This window comes from Massilia sp. CFBP9026, from assembly GCF_034045165.1.
GTDB lineage: Bacteria > Pseudomonadota > Gammaproteobacteria > Burkholderiales > Burkholderiaceae_D > Telluria > Telluria arenae.
This window is the reverse complement of the sequence record NZ_JAXCWH010000011.1, coordinates 152,314-173,101: the sequence shown is the minus strand read 5'-3', so window position 1 is coordinate 173,101 and position 20,788 is coordinate 152,314. Positions and strand designations below refer to the sequence as shown.

The following is a 20,788-nucleotide window of genomic DNA, read 5'->3' as shown; positions in this document are numbered from 1 at the left end:
GCGGTGAATACGTTCCCGGGTCTTGTACACACCGCCCGTCACACCATGGGAGCGGGTTTTACCAGAAGTAGGTAGCTTAACCGTAAGGAGGGCGCTTACCACGGTAGGATTCGTGACTGGGGTGAAGTCGTAACAAGGTAGCCGTATCGGAAGGTGCGGCTGGATCACCTCCTTTCTAGAGTAGCACTGGGGTTTAACGACCCATCATCAAGCGTCCACGCTTATCGACTGTTGAATGTAAAGAACAGTTTTATCGGGGCTGTAGCTCAGCTGGTTAGAGCACCGTGTTGATAACGCGGGGGTCGTTGGTTCGAGTCCAACCAGCCCTACCAATCAGCATGACCTCAAATGGGGGATTAGCTCAGCTGGGAGAGCACCTGCTTTGCAAGCAGGGGGTCGTCGGTTCGATCCCGTCATCCTCCACCAAAAGTTCAAATGTAAGTCACCTGCAGTTGGGCAGATTTAGATTTGATCTTTTCGAGATCACTGTTTTTTCGTTCTTTAACAATCTGGAAGAAGTAAAGTTTTTTTAAGCGTGTAGCGCATGTCGGAAACGAAATGTGATGCACACTTAGGGTAGTAGTAATTTGTATCAAGCAAACATAGTTGTACTCTTGAATCCTGTGACGATCTCTGTAACTCATGCAGAGGCCAACGTTATAGGGACAAGTGAATAAGTGCACATGGTGGATGCCTTGGCGATTACAGGCGATGAAGGACGTAGTAGCTTGCGATAAGCTGCGGGGAGCTAGCAAACGAGCTTTGATCCGCAGATTTCCGAATGGGGAAACCCGGCCTTTTAGGTCATTGCATACTGAATACATAGGTATGCAAAGCGAACGCGGCGAACTGAAACATCTAAGTAGCTGCAGGAAAAGAAATCAACCGAGATTCCCAAAGTAGTGGCGAGCGAAATGGGATGAGCCTGTATGTGATAGTCGGACTGATAGTGGAAGCTTTTGGAAATGAGCGCCATAGTGGGTGATAGCCCCGTACACGAAATCAGACCGGTGGTACTAAGCATACGACAAGTAGGGCGGGACACGAGAAATCCTGTCTGAACATGGGGGGACCATCCTCCAAGGCTAAATACTCGTAATCGACCGATAGTGAACCAGTACCGTGAGGGAAAGGCGAAAAGAACCCCGGGAGGGGAGTGAAATAGATCCTGAAACCGTGTGCATACAAACAGTAGGAGCCTCTTCGTGGGGTGACTGCGTACCTTTTGTATAATGGGTCAGCGACTTACATTCAGTGGCAAGGTTAACCGAATAGGGGAGCCGTAGAGAAATCGAGTCCGAATAGGGCGACAGTCGCTGGGTGTAGACCCGAAACCAAGTGATCTACCCATGGCCAGGATGAAGGTGCGGTAACACGCCCTGGAGGTCCGAACCCACTAATGTTGAAAAATTAGGGGATGAGCTGTGGGTAGGGGTGAAAGGCTAAACAAACTTGGAAATAGCTGGTTCTCTCCGAAAACTATTTAGGTAGTGCCTCAAGTATCACCATCGGGGGTAGAGCACTGTTATGGCTAGGGGGTCATTGCGACTTACCAACCCATTGCAAACTCCGAATACCGATGAGTGCGAGCTTGGGAGACAGACATCGGGTGCTAACGTCCGGTGTCAAGAGGGAAACAACCCAGACCGCCAGCTAAGGTCCCAAAGATTGGCTAAGTGGAAAACGAAGTGGGAAGGCTAAAACAGTCAGGATGTTGGCTTAGAAGCAGCCACCATTTAAAGAAAGCGTAATAGCTCACTGATCGAGTCGTCCTGCGCGGAAGATGTAACGGGGCTAAGCCAGTCACCGAAGCTGCGGATATCCGTAAGGATATGGTAGGAGAGCGTTCTGTAAGCCTGCGAAGGTGTCTTGTAAAGGATGCTGGAGGTATCAGAAGTGCGAATGCTGACATGAGTAGCGATAATGCGGGTGAAAAGCCCGCACGCCGTAAGCCCAAGGTTTCCTGTTCAACGTTCATCGGAGCAGGGTGAGTCGGCCCCTAAGGCGAGGCAGAGATGCGTAGCTGATGGGAAGCAGGTTAATATTCCTGCACCGTCGTATGATGCGATGGGGGGACGGATCGCGGAAGGTTGTCTAGCTGTTGGAATAGCTAGTTTTTGACTCATAGAAGGTGCTTAGGCAAATCCGGGCACGTAATTCAAGGGGTCGAGACGAGTCGCCATGTGCGATGAAGCAATCGGAAGTGGTTCCAAGAAAAGCCTCTAAGCTTCAGTCATACGAGACCGTACCGCAAACCGACACAGGTGGGCGAGATGAGTATTCTAAGGCGCTTGAGAGAACTCGGGAGAAGGAACTCGGCAAATTGGTACCGTAACTTCGGGATAAGGTACGCCCTAGTAGTTTGACCACTTTACTGTGGAAGGATGAACGGGTTGCAATAAAATGGTGGCTGCGACTGTTTAATAAAAACACAGCACTCTGCAAACACGAAAGTGGACGTATAGGGTGTGACGCCTGCCCGGTGCTGGAAGATTAAATGATGGGGTGCAAGCTCTTGATTGAAGTCCCAGTAAACGGCGGCCGTAACTATAACGGTCCTAAGGTAGCGAAATTCCTTGTCGGGTAAGTTCCGACCTGCACGAATGGCGTAACGATGGCCACACTGTCTCCTCCCGAGACTCAGCGAAGTTGAAATGTTTGTGATGATGCAATCTACCCGCGGCTAGACGGAAAGACCCCATGAACCTTTACTGTAGCTTTGCATTGGACTTTGAATCAATCTGTGTAGGATAGGTGGGAGGCTTTGAAGTAGGGACGCCAGTCTCTATGGAGCCATCCTTGAAATACCACCCTGGTTCATTTGAGGTTCTAACCTTGGTCCGTTATCCGGATCGGGGACAGTGCATGGTAGGCAGTTTGACTGGGGCGGTCTCCTCCTAAAGTGTAACGGAGGAGTTCGAAGGTACGCTAGGTACGGTCGGACATCGTGCTAATAGTGCAATGGCATAAGCGTGCTTAACTGCGAGACCGACAAGTCGAGCAGGTACGAAAGTAGGACATAGTGATCCGGTGGTTCTGTATGGAAGGGCCATCGCTCAACGGATAAAAGGTACTCTGGGGATAACAGGCTGATTCCTCCCAAGAGTTCATATCGACGGGGGAGTTTGGCACCTCGATGTCGGCTCATCACATCCTGGGGCTGTAGCCGGTCCCAAGGGTATGGCTGTTCGCCATTTAAAGTGGTACGTGAGCTGGGTTTAAAACGTCGTGAGACAGTTTGGTCCCTATCTGCCGTGGGCGTTGGAAATTTGAAGGGGGCTGCTCCTAGTACGAGAGGACCGGAGTGGACGAACCTCTGGTGTACCGGTTGTCACGCCAGTGGCATTGCCGGGTAGCTAAGTTCGGAAGAGATAACCGCTGAAAGCATCTAAGCGGGAAACTTGCCTTGAGATGAGATTTCCCGGAGCCTTGAGCTCCTTGAAGGGTCGTTCGAGACCAGGACGTTGATAGGTCAGGTGTGGAAGTGCAGTAATGCATTAAGCTAACTGATACTAATTGCCCGTAAGGCTTGTCCCTATAACCTTGGTAGTCAAGGTTGTGACGAGTACAACTCGCTTGAATACAAGCTACAACCCAACATTACTTCTTCCAGATTCAGAGTGCCTACTTCGTAGGGTGGACGGGTTTCCCGTCCACGCGTTCAAGCAACGCCATTCGTACAAGTCATGCCTGATGACCATAGCAAGTCGGTCCCACCCCTTCCCATCCCGAACAGGACCGTGAAACGACTTTGCGCCGATGATAGTGCTGCAACCAGTGTGAAAGTAGGTTATCGTCAGGCTAGTTATAAGAAAAACCCCACCAGGTGATCCTGGTGGGGTTTTTTGCTTTGCAGCGCCTTACTCGAACCTGAAATTCACCCCCGCCATATACGTCGCCCCCGCATACGCATCGGTGTACACATTCGGCGTCCCATCCGCAAACTGCGCAAATCCCCCGGTCGTCGTCCCCGTATGAATCCGTCCAAGATTCCGCCCCTCGAGGAACAATTCGATATTCTCATTGACCCGATACCCGATTTTCGCATCGATGTACCGCGTCCCCAGTCGGAAGCTGGGCGCCCCAGGCGCATAGACCGGATTCCGAACAGTAGTCAGCCCCTGCGCCGGATAATTGTTGATAGCGGTCGAATTACACCCCGATATGCAACTGAACTTCTCGGCCACGAACTGCACCGCCACCCTGGCCGATAACTTGCCATCGTCATACCACAGCGACGCGTTCCAGGAATGGTGGGGGTCGGGCATGAACTATCGCAAGAAAGGCTTGAAACGTTTGCTCGACGGGATTGTCGAAGATGAGGTGGGACGCCTGGTCTTGACGCACAAGGATCGACTGCTGCGTTTTGGCGCGGAGCTGATATTCGCCCTGTGCCAGACAAGACAGGTCGAAGTAGTCATCATCAACCAGGGCGAAGACACCAATTTCGAAGAAGAGCTAGCCAGCGATGTGCTCGAGATCATCACCGTCGTCTCGGCCCGTCTCTATGGAAGCCGCAACCAGAAGCTGATCGATGGCGTGCGTGCAGCAGTCAAGGAGTCGCAATGTACCTAGCCCATCGCATCCGACTCGATCCGAATAACGTCCAGGCGACGTACCTGGCGCGTGCCGCTGGCACTGCACGTTTCGCCTACAACTGGGCTTTGGTCGAGTGGAGGCGGCAGTACGAGGCAAGCAAGGTCGACCCGGCGGTGGACAAGCCAAATGAGGCGGCATTGCGGCGCCAGCTCAACGCGATCAAGCGCAAGCAATTCCCCTGGATGCTAGAAGTGACCAAGAACGCACCGCAGATGGCGATCATGCAGTTGGGGCGAGCATTCGAGAATTTCTTCAAAGGGCGTGCCCGCTATCCCACCTTTCGCCGCAAGGGCCGTGACGATCGATTTACACTAAGCAATGACCAGTTCTGGGTCGAGGAGAAGCGCATCCACATTCCAATACTGGGATGGGTCCGCATGCACGAATCCCTGCGTTTCTTCGGGCGCATCGTCTCGGCTTCGATCAGCCGGATTGCCGATCACTGGTATGCGAGCATCACCGTTGACATCAAGGATCAGCTTCAACCGCCAGCCGAAACCCAAGGCGCGGTCGGAGTCGACCTCGGTGTCTCGGCGCTGGCCACACTGTCGACCAGTGAAGTGTTTAACGGGCCGAAAGCGTTGCGCACACGGCTCGCCCGTCTGCAACGCCTGGCGCGCGAGGTTTCACGCAAAGTCAAAGGATCGCGCAATCGTGCAAAGGCGAAAACCAAGCTTGCCCGGCTATATGCCAGGATCGCCGATCTGAGGCGCAATGGCCTGCATCAGTTGAGCACCTATATCACCCGCCATTTCCACACCATCGGTATCGAAGACCTGAACGTAAAGGGCATGCTCTCAAATCATTGCCTGGCCCGGGCGATCGCTGACATGGGATTTGGTGAGCTGCGCCGCCAGCTGCAATACAAGGCGACGCAACGCGGCGGTCAGGTCATCGTGGTGGATCGCTGGTACCCGAGCAGCAAGACATGCTCGTGCTGTGGCTACCGGATCGATGTGCTTCCACTGACGGTGCGCCATTGGCGTTGTCCTGACTGTGGCTCACTGCACGACAGGGACGTCAATGCGGCAATCAACCTGAAAAACATGGCGGTGAGTTCCACCGCATCGGCCTGTGGAGGGGCAGGCGCTGGCCTCGCGCGTTAAGTGCGAGGTGAAACCGGCCCCGGTGAAGCAGGAATTCAACAGCAAAGTTAACTATGAAGAACTTTGCGCAAGTTTGAAGGAACAGGGATGGTATCGCCAGCAGGAATCGAACCTGCATTTGAGTCTTAGGAGGACCCCGTACTATCCATTGTACGATGGCGACACGCGACGCGAATTGTACCAGCGGTTGCCATGGTCTGTCAGTTCGGCAACGCAACAGTCAGCTATTCGCCGTCCTCCACCCGCAGCTTGCGTTTCATGGTCGACAACAAGGCAATCATCTGAGCCTTGTCCTCTCCCGGCACGTCCGCCAGCATCTCCTCGATCCAGCGTTCATGCACCGCCGCCATCTCGGCAAACGCCTTTCGTCCCGCCTCCGTCAGCTTGACCGCCGACGCCCGCCGATCCTTCGCATCCTGCACCCGCATTACCAGTTCCTCGCGCTCCAGCTGGTCGGTAATCCCGGTGACATTGCCACCGGTGACCATCATGCGCCGGGACAGCTCGCCCATGCGCAGGCCGTCCGGATGCCGCTCCAGCTGCGCCATCAGGTCGAAGCGCGGCAAGGTGATCCCGAAGGTGGTGCGCAGGCGGCTGCGGATCTCGTTCTCGATCCGCGTCGTGCACGACAGCATGCGCAGCCACAGCCGCAGCGACTGGTGATGTTCGTCCGTCAGGCGGCTTTCCAGGTCCAGGTCGGCCGTACCATCGTCGGCAACCTCTTTGCGCCTGTCGTCATCCATGCAATTCCTCAAACCGCTTCAGTGCGTAATTTAAACCGCTGCAGTTTACCGGTTTCGGTGCGCGGCAGTTGTTCCTTGAATAGAATTGCGCGCGGGTATTTATACGGAGCAATCTGACCCTTCACGAATTCCTGCAGCTCGTGCGCCAATTCTTCGGTGCCCACGTGGCTGCCGCGCAACACGACGTGGGCCTCGACCACCTGCCCGCGCTCGGGGTCGCTCCGCCCCACCACCGCGCATTCGGCCACCGCCGGATGGTGCAGCAGCGCTTCTTCCACCTCGGCGCCGGCGATGTTGTAGCCGGCCGAGATGATCATGTCGTCGGTACGCGAACGGTAGTAAAAATAGCCGTCGTCGTCCATCTCGTAGGCGTCGCCGGTCAGGTTCCAGCCATCCTGGACATAGTCGTGCTGGCGCTCGTCGGCCAGGTAGCGGCAGCCGGTCGGCCCCTTCACCGCCAGCCGGCCGATCACGCCGGGCCCCACGCGCCGGCCCTGGGCATCGAGGATGCAGGCCTGGTAGCCCGGCACCGGCTTGCCGGTGGCGCCGGGGCGGACGTCGCCGTCCGCGCTCGCGATGAAGATGTGCAGCAGCTCGGTCGCGCCAATGCCGTCGATCATGGCCAGCCCGGTCGCCGCCTGCCAGGCCTCGCGCGTCGCCACCGGCAGCGCCTCGCCGGCCGACACGCTGGCGCGCAGGCTATCGAGACTGAACCGTCCTGCCTGCGCCGCCATCTGCCGGTAAAAGGTCGGCGCCGTGAAGCACACCGTGGCGCGGTGTTCCGCGATCGCGCCCAGCAGGGCTTCGGGCGAGAGCTTCTCGATCAGCACCCCGGCCGCCCCCACCCGCAGCGGGAACAGCAGCAGCCCGCCCAGGCCGAAGGTGAAGGCCAGCGGCGGCGTGCCGATGAAGACGTCGTCGGCGCGGGCGCGCAGGACGTGGCGCGGGAAGCAGTCGCAGATCGCCAGCACGTCGCGGTGGAAGTGCATGGTCCCTTTCGGCACGCCGGTGGTGCCCGAGGTGAAGCTGATCAGGCAGACGTCGTCGGCCGCCGTGTCGGCCGCCGCGAACGGCGCATCGTGGCGCGCCATGCGCTGTTCGAGGCAATCGGCGACCGGGGCGTCGAACACCAGCACCGGCACGGCCAGGCCCAGCGCCTCGACCTCGCCCACCAGGCCGCCGGCGCACAGCACCGCGTTGATGCGCGCCTTGTCGGCGATGGCGTCCAGTTCGCGCGCGCGCAGCAGCGGCATGGTCGGCACCGCGATGCAGCCGGCCTTGATCACGCCCAGGATGCAGGCCGCCATCGTCGGGCAGTTGGCGCCGCGCACCAGCACCCGGTTGCCGGTGGCCAGGCCCAGGTCGTGGCGCAGCACGTGGGCGATGCGGTCGACCCGCGCCAGGAGCTCGGCATAGCTCAGGCGCTCGCGCGCGCCGATCAGCGCCGTGCGCCCGCCCCAGCCGAGCTTGACGGCGCCGTCGAGCAGTGCGGCGACGCAGTTCAGGCGCGGCGGGTAATGCAGTTCGGGCAGGTCGAAGCGGAATTCGGGCCAGGCGTGCGGCGGCGGCAGGCTGGCGCGGGCAAAGCCATCCGTGTGGCCGGACGGGGACAGGGTTGCGAAGGTGGCGTCGTTCATGAAGAGTCCCGGCTGCGTGAAACAAGGCGACGAGAATAAGCGCTCAGGCAACAATCCACGGATACTTTAAATCTAAAGCAATCCATCGGCAAGCGGATTCGTGAGGCCGGCTTGCGCCCGCTCGCAAGGAATGCCCCTACCCGCTCAGCCACGCGCCGCGCGCTCGGCCTGGCGCGCCACCGCGGCGCTGGCGCTGGCCAGCGCCGCCGCCACTTCCTGCGGTGCCGACTGCGGGGCTGCGGCCGCTTGCGCCAGCGCCGCGGCGGCGCCGTACAGGCCCAGCGTCTTGCAGCCTTCGCGCAGGCGGTTCAGGCGCGCCCCCATGCCCTCGTCGCCGGGTGGCGGCTCGTGCATGGCCGCCTGCAGCTGGCGCGCCAGTCCGTCGAGATACAGGCGCAGGCGCGCCCCATCGATGCCGAGCCGGCGCGCGACCTCGTGCGGCGCCTCGTCAGGGGGTACTTCTTCGCTCTTTGCAGGAAACAGGCGCTCGAACTGGCTGCGCACGTCTTCCTGGCGGAACGGCTTGACGATGTAGCCGCTGGCGCCCAGGGCCGCCGCTTCGTCCAGCGTCGCGGCGTCGGACGCGGCCGAGACCAGCACGAAGGGCAGCGCGGCCGTCGCGGCATCCGCGCGCAGCCGCTGCAGCAGCTCCAGGCCCGACAGGTGCGGCATGCGCAGGTCGCAGAACACAATGTCGGGCCGCAGGCCGGCCTCCAGCTGGCGCCAGGCGTCGGCGCCGTCTTCCGCTTCCAGGATCGCATGGTTGCCGCAGCTGTCGACCAGATGCATCAGCATCATGCGCGCCACGATGTCGTCGTCCACTACCAGCACCTTCATTCGCTCTCCGCCTGATCGGTCAAGACCTGCATTATAGGCATCAGCGCGGCGCGAAGACATCGAGCAGCGCATGCAGCTGCGGCAGGCCGGCGCGCAGGCGCGCATGGTCGCCGGCGTCGGCCGCCGCTTCCAGTTCGCCGCACAGCATCTCCAGGCCTGGCTCCGCCAGGTGGCCGGCGCTGCCGCGCAGGCCGTGCAGGATGCGCCCGGCGGCGTCCAGGTCGTCCGATGCGACGGCCGCCGACAGCTCGCGGCGGCGGCGCGGCAGGTCGGCGCAGAAGGCGGCGCGCAGGCGCACCGCCAGCGCCTCCCCATGCCCATGCGCGGCCGCCGCCGGTTCAGCAGGCGCCGCCGCTTCCGCCTTGCGCACGGCCGCCGGTTCGTCGAAGGTCACCTCGAACATCGCGTCCAGCGCCGCCATCGCCTGCGCACGGCTGTCCTGCGTCCCTTGCGCCGGCATCGGGTCGAGCGCCACGCCGCGCTGCAGCTGGCGCTCGATCGCGCGCGCCAGCTGGGCGTGCAGCGCCGCCTCGTCGATCGGCTTGGTCAGGAAGGCGTCCATGCCGCAGGCCAGGTAGCGCGTGCGGTCCTCGTCGGTGGCGTTGGCGGTGAGCGCCACGATCATCAGGTGCGGATCGATCACTGGCGCATCCTGCGGCCCGCCGGCGCGGATCAGGCGGGTGGCGCTGGCGCCGTCCATCTCGGGCATGCGGCCATCCATCAGCACCAGGTCGTAGCGCCGGCGGGCGCAGGCAGTCACCGCTTCCAGGCCATTGTCGACGATGTCGATCTCGTGGCCCATCTCCTCGACCATCAGGCGCGCGATGATCTGGTTGGTGGGGAAGTCCTCGGCGCACAGGATGCGCAGGCGATGGCTGTGCGGCGCGCGCGGCGCGAGCTCCACGCGGGCCGGCTCGACGCCGTCCGGCAGCGGCAGCAGCACGCTGAACACGCTGCCCTTGCCTTCCTGGCTGTTGACGCCGATGGTGCCCCCCATCAGCTCCACCAGCTGGCGGCAAATCGCCAGTCCCAGGCCGGTGCCGCCGTAGCGGCGCGTGGTGGTGGTGTCGGCCTGCTCGAACTTCTGGAACAGGCGCGGCAGCGCATCGGCCGGGATGCCGATGCCGGTGTCGCGCACCGTGAAGCGGATCATGTGCATGCCCGGCGGGCGGTCCTGGTCGTCCGGCCGGCATTCGACCTGCACCGTCACGCTGCCCGACCGGGTGAACTTGAAGGCATTCCCGATCAGGTTCACCAGCACCTGGCGCACGCGGGTCGGGTCGCCTACCAAAAAGCGCGGCACGTCGTCGTCGACCTGGACCGAGAAATCCAGGCTGTGGCCCGCGGCCTGCTCCTGGAACAGGCTGGCCACATTGTTCATCTTCTCGTGCAGGTCGAAGTCGATGCGCTCGACGGTCAGCTTGCCGGCCTCGATCTTCGAGAAGTCGAGCAGGTCGTTGATGATCGCCAGCAGCGCCTCGGCATTGGCCTGGCCGCGCAGGATCTGCTCGCGGGTGTTGTCCCTCAGCGCCGCGTCGCGCAGCGCGAAGCCCAGCATGCCGATCACGCCGGCCAGCGGGGTGCGCATCTCGTGGCTCATATTGGCCAGGAACTCGGACTTCTGGCGCGTCGCGTCCTCCGCGCGCTCCTTGGCCTGGCGCAGGACTTCCTCGTTCTCCTGCAGCGCGCGGTAGGCGCGCGCCAGTTCGTTGCTCTGGTGGCGTCCGCGCCGCTCCTGCTCGCGCAATTCCTGCGTCTGCTGCTCGAGCATGCGGTTCTGCTGCTCCACCTGCTCGGTGCGCGCGCTCACCTGGTGTTCCAGCCGCTCCTTGTGGCGGCGCAGGCTGGACAGCCGCACGCGCAGGCCCACGTAGATGGCGCTGCACACCGCCAGGATCATGCCGATCCGGGCCCACGGCGTGCCCCACGGCGGCGGCTCGATGGTCAGCGCCAGCGCCGCCACGTCCTCGCTCCAGACGTCGTCCTTGTTGGCCGCGCGCACCCGGAACACATAGGTCCCGGGATCGAGGTTGGTGTAGGTGGCGAAGCGCTGGTCGGCGCCGGCATTCACCCAGCCCTTGTCGAAGCCATCGAGCCGGTAGGCGAACTTGTTGCGCTCGGGTGCGGCGAAGTGCAGCGCGGCGAATTCGAGGGTCAGCACGGCGGCGTCGGCCGGCAGGGTCACGGCGCTGGCGTTCTCGATCGGTCCCGGCAACAGGCCGGGGAAGGCCTGCTCGACGGGCCGGTTGTAGATCTGCAGGCCGGTGATCACGGGGCGCGGCGCGATGCGGTTGTCGCGGATCGCGCGCGGGTCGAAGGCGGTGATGCCGTTGAAGCCGCCGAAATACAGGGTCCCATCGGCGGTGCGCAGCACCGAGGCGTCGAAGAAGGCGCCCTCGGTGATGCCGTCGGCCGCAGTGTAGCTGCGCCAGCGACCGCTGGCCGGGTCGAAGCTCGAGATGCCGCTCGAGGTGCTGGCCCAGATGCGGCCATCCTGGTCTTCCACGATCGCCGCCACCGAATCGTCGACCAGGCCGTCTTGCGTGGTGTAGCGGGTGAAGCTGAGCGCGCCGTCGCGTCCCGTCACCATCCGGTTCAGGCCCACCGCGGTGCCGATCCAGATGTCGCCGCGGCTGTCTTCCATCAGGTGGTGCACCTCGTCGTGGCTGATGCTGTTGGGGTCGTAGGGATCGTGCCTGAAGTGGCGGAACCTGCCGCTGGCGCGGTCGAGCAGGTCGAGGCCGGCGAAGGTGCCGACCCAGAAGCGGCCGTGCCGGTCTTCGAGCATCGGCCGCGCGATGTCGTCCGACAGGCTGGTGAATTTCGATGGATCGTGGCGGTAGCTGGTGACGGCGCGCGTGACCGGGTCGAGCCGGTGCATGCCGCCGCGGGTCGTGATCCAGATGGCGCCGGCGCGGTCGAGCAGCATCGAGCGCACGTTGTTGGCGTCGGCGTCGCCCGGCAGCACCTGGCGCTGGAAGCGGCGCGTGGCCCGATCGAAGGAGGTGATGCCGGAGCGGCTGCCGATCCACAGCAGGCCGGCGCCATCGCGCACGATGGCCGCCGCCGGCACGTCGATCAGGCTGTTGGGGTCGTCCTTGCGGTATCGGAATACCTCGGCCTTGCCGGTACGCGGATCGAAGTGATGCAAGGCGGTGGCCGAGCCGACCCACAGCCGCTGCCCGTCTTCCAGCAGCGCGCGTACCTTGTTGTCGGCCAGTGAATTTTCCACGCCCGGCCGCGCATTGAGGCGCGCGAAGCCGCCGCTGCCCAGGTCCACGCGCGAAACGCCGCCATACCAGGTGCCGGCCCAGAAGGTGCCGACCCGGTCGCGGTACAGGGCCGAGACGTAGTTGTCGACCAGGCTGTGGCGGTCGGTCACGACGTTGCGGAAAGCGTCGAAGCGCTCGCCCCCGGCGCGCCAGCGCAGCAGGCCGTCGTCGTGGGTGCCGACCCAGACGGTGGCATCGGGATCCTGGTACAGCGTGGTGATCCACGATTCTCCGATGCCGTCGGCGGGCCCGAAGCGGCGCAGCTTCCCTGCCTCCGGACCGCGCAGCTCGCGCCGCTCCAGCCCGCCGAAGCGGCCGATCCAGAGCCGCTGGCCGGCATCGACCAGCAGCGCGTGCACCGGCCGCGAACGCTGGTCCAGCGTCGACGGGTGGTGCTCGATCGTCCGGCGGTCGGGGGCCAGGCTGTCCAGGCCGGCCGAGGTGCCGATCCACAGCCGCTTGTCGGCGTCGAGCGCCAGCGCCAGGATACCGTCGTCGCGTAGCGTGCGCTCGTCGTTGGACACGTGGTGCCAGACCGTGAACTTGCCGGTCTCGAGATCGAAATGCTGCAGGCCGTCGGCGGTGCCGATCCACAGCCCGTCCTGGCCGTCGCCGATCATGGCCTTGATCTGGCGATTGCCGGTGCCGCGCCGGGTCGGCTCGTGCGGCGCGTACAGGGTAAAGCTGCGGGTGGCCGGATCGTAGCGATTCAGTCCGCCGTCGGTGCCCAGCCACATGCGGCCGTGGCGGTCCAGGTGCAGCACCCGCACCCAGTTGCTGGACAGGCTGCGCGGGTTGCCGACCTCGCTGCGGTAGTGCACGAAGCGGTTGCCGTCGTAGCGCGACAGGCCGGACTGGGTGCCGAACCACATGAAGCCGTCGCGGTCCTGGACGATCGACAGGACCGATTCCTGGGCCAGGCCCTGTTGCACCGACAGGTGCTCGAAGCGCAGGGTCGGCTCGGGCGCGGCCGCGCGCAGCGGCGCCGCTGCCGCCAGCATGAGCAGCGAAAAGAGTGCCGTCAGGGAGACGAAGAAGAACCGGCGCAGCATGGTCATGAGGTGCGAACTCCGGCGCGCGCATCGGCGACGCGCCTTCCCGCCCCCGTCAGGATCGATCCGGTTTTCTGTTTGCTATCCACGGCGACAGAGTAGCAAACTCTGATTGTCTTGAGGCAAATATGGGGCGGGAATCGCGACAAATTGTCTTGATTTGTCGCTTCCCCGTCCCACTTCAGTCTCCTTTGGCAATACCTTCGCGGCGCGGGTCGGCGCCGCCGAACCACATCGGCACCCCATGCACCCGGATCCGCTCGATGCCGTGCAGGCCAGAGGTCTGGTCGCTTACCCGGATCGCATGGCCGCGCGCGCGCAGCAGGTCTTGCGTGGCTTGCGGGAAGCGTCCACGTTCCAGCTCGGTAGGACCGTTGCGGCTGCCGAAATTGGGCAGCGCGATCGCCTGCTGCACGTTCAGGCCCCAGTCCAGCGTCCCGACCAGCACCTTGGCCACATAGTTGATGATCGCCGGGCCGCCCGGCGAGCCGACGGTGAGCACCAGCTTGCCGCTATCCTTCTCGAACACGATGGTCGGCGACATGGCGCTGCGCGGCCGTTTATTGGCTTCGACCCGGTTCGCCACCGGGCCGTCGGCGTCACGCGCGCTGAACGAAAAATCGGTCAGCTGGTTGTTGAGCATGAAGCCGTCGACCATCTGGCGCGAACCGAAGGCGTCTTCGATGGTGGTCGTCATCGCCAGGCCGCGGCCCTCGGCGTCGACCACCGACAGGTGCGAGGTCGACGGGGTCTCGATGGCATTGTCCGTGCCCCAGGCGACTCCCATGCCCGGCGGCGTGCCGGCCCTGGCCTCGCCCATCGAACGGGCGCCAACCAGGCCGGCGCGCTGTTTCAGGTAGCCCTTATCGATCAGGCTCGGGATGCCGCGGCCCGGCAGCGGCACGAAGTCGGCGTCGGCCGCGTAGCGGTTGCGGTCGGCGTAGGCCAGGCGTCCCACTTCGGAGAACACGTGCACGGCTTCGGCTCCCGGCACGCCGTCTTTTGGCGTCAGCGCCTTCATGTCGAAGGTCTCGAACATGCCCAGCATCTGGGCCACGGCGATCCCGCCCGACGACGGCGGCGGCATGCCGCACACGGTGTACTGGCGATAATCGCTGCACACGGGCGTGCGCACCTTGGGCCGGTAGTCGGCGATGTCCTTGGCCGTCAACAGGCCGGGATTGGTCGGGTGCCGCGCGACTTTTTCCGCGATGTCGCGCGCGATGCGGCCGGTATAGAACACGTCGGCGCCGCCGTCGGCGATCTCGCGCAGCGTCCTGGCCAGCGCCGGGTTCTTCAGCACATGGCCTACCGGCCACGCCTGGCCATTCTTGTCGTAGAAGTAAGCCACGGCCACCGGATCCTTGCGCAGGTGGGTCTCTCCGGCCAGCATCTTGTGCATGCGCGGGCTGACCGCGAAGCCCTGCTCCGACAGCCGGATCGCCGGCTCGAACAAGGCCTTCCAGGGCAGCTTGCCATGCTGGCGGTGGGCCAGTTCGAGCATGCGCAGCACGCCCGGGGCGCCGACCGAGCGGCCGCCGACCACGCCTTCGGTGCGCGACAGCGGCGTGCCGTCCGGGCGTTCGAACAGGTGCTCGTCGGCCCTGGACGGCGCGGTCTCGCGGCCGTCGAAGGCCTGGGTAGTCTTGCCGTCGTAGTGGACCATGAAGGCGCCGCCGCCGATGCCCGACGATTGCGGCTCGACCAGGGTCAGCACCAGCTGGGTGGCGATCGCCGCGTCGATCGCGCTGCCGCCGCGGCGCAGGATCTGGTAGCCGGCGTCCACCGCCAGCGGATTGGCCGCGGCCACCATGTATTTCTGCGCCGGCCAGCCGGTTTTTTCGGCATAGCCGCTGGCCGCTTCGGGCGCGGCCTGCAGTGAATCCTGGGCCAGGACGGGATGGGTAAGGACTCCGGCCAGGACCAGGCCGAGTGCAAGCGTGCTAAGTTGTTTCAAACGATTCTCCCAAAAGCAAACGGGCGCGCCGCCGCACGACAGCGGCAACGCGCCCGACATCGGGACATGCTACCTCATGTCACGCCGGCTTGCTTTCAGGACAAGAATTTTACTTCGGCTGCATGCGAATCGCGCCGTCCAGGCGGATCGTCTCGCCGTTGAGCATCACGTTCTCGATGATGGCCTTGGCCAGGTGGGCATATTCCTTCGGCATGCCCAGGCGCGGCGGGAACGGCACCATCTTGCCCAGCGAATCGCGCACCTCTTGCGGCATATTCATCAGCATCGGGGTCTCGAAGATGCCCGGCGCGATGGTCATCACGCGGATGCCGTTGCGCGCCAGGTCGCGCGCCATCGGCAGGGTCAGGCCGGCCACGGCCGCCTTCGATGAGCCATAAGCGGCTTGCCCCATCTGGCCGTCGTAGGCCGCGACCGAGGCGGTGTTGATGATGATGCCGCGCTCGCCGTGTTCGGCTTCTTCGGTCTTGCCCATGGCCTCGGCCGCCAGGCGCGCCATATTGAAGGTGCCCACCAGGTTGATGTTCACGGCGCGCTGGAACACGTCCAGCGGGTGCGGACCGTCCTTGCCGACGGTCTTGACGGCCGGCGCCACGCCGGCGCAGTTGACCAGGCCGCGCAGGGTACCCAGCGCCACGGCGGCGTCGACGGCGGCCTTGCCGTCCGCTTCCTGGGTGACGTCGCAGCGGACGAACTGGCCGCCAAGTTCAGCCGCCAGCGCGCGGCCGGCCTCTTCCTGGACGTCGGCGATCACGACTTTCGCGCCGCCCTCCGCCAGCATGCGCGCGGTGGCCGCGCCCAGGCCCGAGGCGCCGCCGGTGACGATGAAGACGTTGTTCTGGATGTGCATGGTGATGTCCCTTTGTAAAAGTTCTGGTGCTGCCTATTAACGTTTACGTTAACGTCAATCAGTATTGTAGCGAACTTTTATACGAAACCACCATGTCGCCGCTCAGGCTTTCAGAAGCATTGCATCGTGTTGCCGGTGCGGTTGCACAGGCGGCCTTCGCTGTTGACGCTGGCATTGCCGACCTGGCCGGCCGTGGTGGCGCCGCTGGAGTCGGTGCAGGTGGCGCCGGTGCAGGCGCTGACCGGACGCGAGGTCGGGCCGACCGGGGCCGGCACAACGGTCGATGTCGGTGTCGGCGTGATGCGCGCGCTCGGCGGCACCGCCTGGCTGTCCTGCGGACGCGGCATCGGCGACGGCTGCGGACGCACGTTCTGCGGCTCCGGGTGGGTGGCGGGATCGATGTCCTTCAGGCGCGATGGTTCCTGGCGCCCGGTCGATTTCTCAGCCTCGGTCATGGGACGCATGTCGATCGTCGGCGCCGGGGTCGAGGTCTGCTGACCATCGAGCGATGGTCGATAGGTCGCGCCGGTGGCCGGTTGGCCCTGGGTGGTGCCGGTGGTCTGGGCGCCGGCGCCGATCGCAGTGGCTGCGAGCAGGACGGCAAGAATGGCTTTCGACTTGTACATGATAGACCTCTCTCCGTTTTTAATCGATCGATGACCTATTATCGTCTTGATAACCCTGCGCACGGCACGCGAGAAACAATTTCTCACACAATGCATTGAAACCAATCGATACACGCGAACAGGTTGAAAAAATTTGCTTGCCCGATCGCGGTCAATCTATCGACAAGGCTCATTGCATGGTGTCAATATTGCCGAATAGCACTCCCCTCCACTTCCGACCCGAGCCAACGATGAACACGTCCGCCGCCAGCACGCATGATGCGACCGTCCAGTCCTTCTACCTGGCCTTCTATGGCCGCCCCGCCGATCCTGCCGGCCTTGCGTTCTGGTCGCAGCAGGTCGAGGCCGCGGGCGGGCGACTGGTCGACGTCACCGCCGCTTTCGCGCGCTCCGAGGAAGCCCTGGTCCGCTTCGGCGAGGCGCCGCTTGCTGCGCGCATCGCCGACATCTACCAGGCCATGTTCAGCCGGGCGCCGGATGCGGATGGGCTGCAGTACTGGATCGACGTCGTCGGCCAGGGACACGCTTCGCTGGCCGACGTCTCGATCGCCATCCTGCAGGGCGCCCAGGGCAGCGACCTGGCCCTGGCCACGCTGCGCCTGGAGGCGGCAACGCTATTCACGGCGCGGGTCGAGGCCACCGGCAGCGATTACCAGGGTTTCGCCGCGATCGAGGCCGGACGGGTGATGCTGCGCGCCGTCACCCCGGGCGCCGACGCGGACGACCTGGCTGCGCTGGTGGCGTCGGCGCTGGCCTTCGCCGACGTGGTCAGCGACCATCCGGCCGTGATGGAGGCGCTGGCGCCGAAGGATCCCGTGCTCGCGCTGTTCGACGGCGGCCGGGGCGCTGCCGACCCGGCGCTGATGGCCGAAGCCCTGGGCGCCGTCGCCCAGGCGGCGGCCCACGAGCCGGCCGCCATGCGCAAGCTGCTGCGCGAAGGCGGCATGGCCGAATTGCTGGACGAACTAACGGCCGGCTTCGGCCTGCAGGCGCTGATCGACATGGTCAAGACCGACGGCCTGGCCAGCCTGGTCAGGCTGGCCTTCCCGCCCCCGGCGCCACCGCTTCCTCCCGTCCCGGAGCCGGAGCCTGAACCTGAGCCTGAACCCGAACCACCCACCCTGACCGCCGTCACCTACGGCACGAACGACGGCCACCTGGCCATCGGGGAGGCGATCACCTTCAACCTGGTGTTCGACAAGAACGTGAGCGCCATCCCCGGCACCAATCTGGCGCTGAACAACTTCGGCAGCGCCAGCTACCAGGGCGGCAACGGCAGCAATACCCTCGTCTTCCGCTACGTGGTGCAGGCGGGTGAGAGCATCGGCGACCTGGCGCTGGCCGCCAGCGGCGCGCTGGTTGGCGGCATCGTCGATGCCGACGGCCTGGCCCTGCCCGCAGCCAGCCTCGATGGCATCGATCCGGCCGGCGTGGTGATCGTCGACGGCGTCCAGACCACCGTCTCGATCTCGGCCGGCGTGGATGGCTTGCGCGTCACCGCCACCAGACCCGGCGACGTGCTGATCGAGGATGAGAACGGCACTCCCTTCCTGGTCCATGCGGGCAACGGCGCCGACCCGGTCGACACCGTGATCGGACCGCTGTCCGAGGGCGGCGTGACGGGCACCGTGCTCGTGCGTTCGCCAAGCGGGAACGTCGGCAGCGATCCGAACGGCATCGTGGTCGCGATCGGCTCGGGCGTCGGCCAGGACCTGGTCGGCCAGTACGTCTGGGGGCATGGCGGCGACGACGTCATCGACGGCACGGCCGGCGCCGACAGGCTGTTCGGCGGCGACGGCAACGACACGATCCGGGCCGGCGCCGGGGCCGACGTCGTGTATGGCGGGCGCGGTGGCGACACCATCGACCTGGGCGCGGACAACGACGTCGACCGCCTGGTCTATGGCGCCGACGAGTTCGACGCCGGCCGGCCCCGCTTCCAGGACGGCGACACGATCGCCCACATCGACAAGGTCGACCATCTCGGCGTCGGCGACATCATCGACCTGGGCCGCCCGTTCGGCGGGGCGCCGATATCGCGCGACACCTATCTGAGCGGCCTGGATGACAATGAATATGCGCTGGTGCGCGGCTCGGCGAGCGGCGGGCGCTTCGTGCAGGGCGATAGCGCCGCGGACGACGACTTCATGCTGCAATGGAGTACCAACGGCGTGGTGGGCAGCACGATCCTGCGCGACGTCGGCAGCCGGGTCAATTTCACCATCGATCGCGCTGCCGGGATCCTGACCCTGGTCGCGCCAACGCCCGCAATGTCACTGGTAAGCTCGATCTCGTATTCATCGCTGCTCGGGGACGTCATCACAGCGACCTTCGAATCCTTGCCCGACCCGGTCACGCACACCCCCGGCAGCGAGACCGGCCTGGCCAACCCCAACGGTTTCTCCTTGTTGAACTACCGGGAATTTGCCCCGCTGCCGACCGACCCGGGCCACGTCGCCGTTCCCGGATTCGGCCTGCGCGACAATGTCCTCTCGCTCAACGGGCCGCTCGCCTCGAACCTGTACTCGATGTTCTGGACCAACGACACCTTCGACACCACGGCGGGCTACCTCGCGACCGGCCAGGTCTTTTTTGCAGGCGGCCATAATAACGGCTTCGACAACGACGGTTTCGCGGTCGTCGCCATGCGCACGATGTCCGGCAACACGACCCTCACCGACGCGGTCCCGTGGGCCATTTTCGGCCACGCCTCCGGCACGGCGCGCCTCGCCACGGGAAGCGGCAACGACGTCGTGCTGAGCAAGGGCGGGGCGCTGACGGTCGTCTACGCCGGCATCGATGCCGGCGCCGAAGACCTGATCCTGGATTTCGACCCAAGCAAGGATCATATCGGGCTCGCCGGCGACCTGCGCGCCGCGGTTGACGACGACGGCAACGGTCTCGACTGGATGGGCGGCAGCGGCGGGCAACTGGTGGTGGGCGCCGGCGTGGAAGCGGTGGAGGTGACGCTGAACGGTCCCGCTGCCGTCGTCTCGAGCGCGCCGTCGCTGCTGCAGCAGACGCTGGGCACGCTCAACGGCGCGCTCGACGTCAGCCAGCTGGCGCGCGGAGACGACATCCTGATCCTGGCCAGGCACGCCGGGCACACCGGCAGCGCCGCCCTGCTCTACTACCGCGCGGAGGACGACAATGGCGTCATCGACGCCGACGAGATTACCTTCATTGCCACCTTCAATGGCGGCGCGCCGTTCACGGGAGACATCCAGCTGGTGGGGATGCCGGCGCCGTGATGGCGCAGACGCTTTACGTCGGCCCAAAAACCGTCGTTCCCGCGGAGGCGGGAACCTAAGTTTGCGAGCGTATCGATGACGCTTGAAAACTTGGGTTCCCGCCTGCGCGGGAACGACGGGGTGAAGCTGATTGGATCGATTATTCGGACAGCGCCGCAAAGGCGTTGTCACGCACCTGCTCGACCGGGCCGACGCCCGAGATCTTGCGGTATTTCGGCGCGCCCGGCAGGCCCGATTCGGCCCACTTGCCGTAGTAGCCCAGCAGCACTTCGGTCTGGTTGTGGTAGACCTCCAGGCGCTTCGACACGGTCTCGGCCTTGTCGTCGTCGCGCTGGATCAGCGGCTCGCCGCTGACGTCGTCGACGCCTTCGACCTTCGGCGGGTTGAACTTGACGTGGTACACGCGGCCCGAGGCTGGGTGCGAGCGGCGGCCGGTCATGCGGTCGAGGATCATTTCGTCAGGCACGTCGATTTCGAGCACGTAGTCGATGGTGACGCCGCTGTCCTTCATCGCCTCGGCCTGGGCGATGGTGCGCGGGAAGCCGTCGAACAGATAGCCGTTGGCGCAGTCCGCATCCTTCAGGCGCTCCTTGACCAGGCCGATGATGATGTCGTCCGACACCAGTTGGCCGGCATCCATCACCTTTTTCGCAGCCAGGCCGAGTTCAGTGCCCGCCTTGATCGCGGCGCGCAGCATGTCGCCGGTCGAGATTTGCGGGATGTTGAACTTTTCCTTGATGAAATTTGCCTGGGTGCCCTTACCGGCACCGGGTGCTCCTAACAGAATGAGACGCATGAGTTTCCTGAGATTCTAGAAAATAATGAAAATTGCTGTGGATT

Annotated in this window: 11 protein-coding genes, 3 tRNA genes and 3 rRNA genes; 8 read left to right on the top strand and 9 right to left on the bottom strand. The window is 64.0% G+C overall.

The window, feature by feature from the left end; genetic code table 11:
- The 7 genes from SOM28_RS23310 to SOM28_RS23280 all read left to right on the top strand — a co-directional run.
- Nucleotides 1-175, top strand: a 16S ribosomal RNA gene (locus SOM28_RS23310); the annotation flags it as partial.
- A gap of 80 nt (nt 176-255) precedes the next feature.
- A tRNA-Ile gene (locus tag SOM28_RS23305) sits at nt 256-332 on the top strand.
- Between the two features lie 18 nt (nt 333-350).
- Nucleotides 351-426, top strand: a tRNA-Ala gene (locus tag SOM28_RS23300).
- 237 nt (nt 427-663) lie between these two features.
- Nucleotides 664-3,537 (top strand): 23S ribosomal RNA (locus SOM28_RS23295).
- A 152-nt stretch (nt 3,538-3,689) separates the two neighbouring features.
- Nucleotides 3,690-3,802, top strand: a 5S ribosomal RNA gene (gene rrf / locus SOM28_RS23290).
- Between the two features lie 362 nt (nt 3,803-4,164).
- Complete coding sequence (locus SOM28_RS23285; protein WP_414675204.1) at nt 4,165-4,575, top strand: recombinase family protein; 411 nt, start codon at nt 4,165-4,167, stop codon at nt 4,573-4,575.
- On the top strand, nt 4,566-5,705 hold the full coding sequence (locus SOM28_RS23280) for an RNA-guided endonuclease InsQ/TnpB family protein (protein ID WP_320469591.1): 1,140 nt from the start codon (nt 4,566-4,568) through the stop codon (nt 5,703-5,705). The genes SOM28_RS23285 and SOM28_RS23280 overlap by 10 nt, the downstream gene beginning before the upstream one ends.
- A gap of 88 nt (nt 5,706-5,793) precedes the next feature.
- Here SOM28_RS23280 and SOM28_RS23275 read toward each other — a convergent pair.
- The 8 genes from SOM28_RS23275 to SOM28_RS23240 form a co-directional block, all read right to left on the bottom strand.
- A tRNA-Arg gene (locus SOM28_RS23275) sits at nt 5,794-5,868 on the bottom strand.
- Between the two features lie 61 nt (nt 5,869-5,929).
- Nucleotides 5,930-6,448, bottom strand: a complete 519-nt coding sequence (locus SOM28_RS23270; protein ID WP_123070856.1) for a MarR family winged helix-turn-helix transcriptional regulator — start codon at nt 6,446-6,448, stop codon at nt 5,930-5,932.
- Nucleotides 6,449-6,456: 8 nt separating this feature from the next.
- Nucleotides 6,457-8,085: an AMP-binding protein gene (locus SOM28_RS23265; RefSeq protein ID WP_320469590.1), complete on the bottom strand. Its 1,629-nt coding sequence runs from the start codon at nt 8,083-8,085 to the stop codon at nt 6,457-6,459.
- A gap of 144 nt (nt 8,086-8,229) precedes the next feature.
- Nucleotides 8,230-8,922 carry a response regulator gene (locus SOM28_RS23260; RefSeq protein WP_320469589.1) on the bottom strand — a complete coding sequence of 231 codons (693 nt, stop codon included), beginning with the start codon at nt 8,920-8,922 and terminating at the stop codon, nt 8,230-8,232.
- A 40-nt stretch (nt 8,923-8,962) separates the two neighbouring features.
- Nucleotides 8,963-13,252, bottom strand: coding sequence for a hybrid sensor histidine kinase/response regulator (locus tag SOM28_RS23255; RefSeq protein WP_320469588.1), 4,290 nt, complete (start codon nt 13,250-13,252; stop codon nt 8,963-8,965).
- 175 nt (nt 13,253-13,427) lie between these two features.
- Nucleotides 13,428-15,263, bottom strand: coding sequence for a gamma-glutamyltransferase (ggt, locus tag SOM28_RS23250; protein ID WP_320469587.1), 1,836 nt, complete (start codon nt 15,261-15,263; stop codon nt 13,428-13,430).
- Nucleotides 15,264-15,312: 49 nt separating this feature from the next.
- Nucleotides 15,313-16,071, bottom strand: a complete 759-nt coding sequence (locus tag SOM28_RS23245) for a 3-hydroxyacyl-CoA dehydrogenase (RefSeq protein ID WP_320469586.1) — start codon at nt 16,069-16,071, stop codon at nt 15,313-15,315.
- 110 nt (nt 16,072-16,181) lie between these two features.
- The gene (locus SOM28_RS23240; RefSeq protein WP_320469585.1) at nt 16,182-16,697 is read right to left on the bottom strand and encodes a hypothetical protein; all 516 of its coding nucleotides are present in this window, start codon (nt 16,695-16,697) and stop codon (nt 16,182-16,184) included.
- A gap of 230 nt (nt 16,698-16,927) precedes the next feature.
- On the opposite strand from SOM28_RS23240, the gene SOM28_RS23235 reads away from it, so the two are divergent.
- Nucleotides 16,928-19,948 (top strand): hypothetical protein, encoded by a 3,021-nt coding sequence (locus tag SOM28_RS23235; RefSeq protein WP_320469584.1) that lies wholly within the window; start codon nt 16,928-16,930, stop codon nt 19,946-19,948.
- Nucleotides 19,949-20,087: 139 nt separating this feature from the next.
- Here the strand turns inward: SOM28_RS23235 and adk are convergent, their stop codons facing one another.
- Nucleotides 20,088-20,744, bottom strand: coding sequence for an adenylate kinase (gene adk, locus SOM28_RS23230; RefSeq protein ID WP_147933848.1), 657 nt, complete (start codon nt 20,742-20,744; stop codon nt 20,088-20,090).
- Nucleotides 20,745-20,788 lie beyond the last annotated feature (44 nt).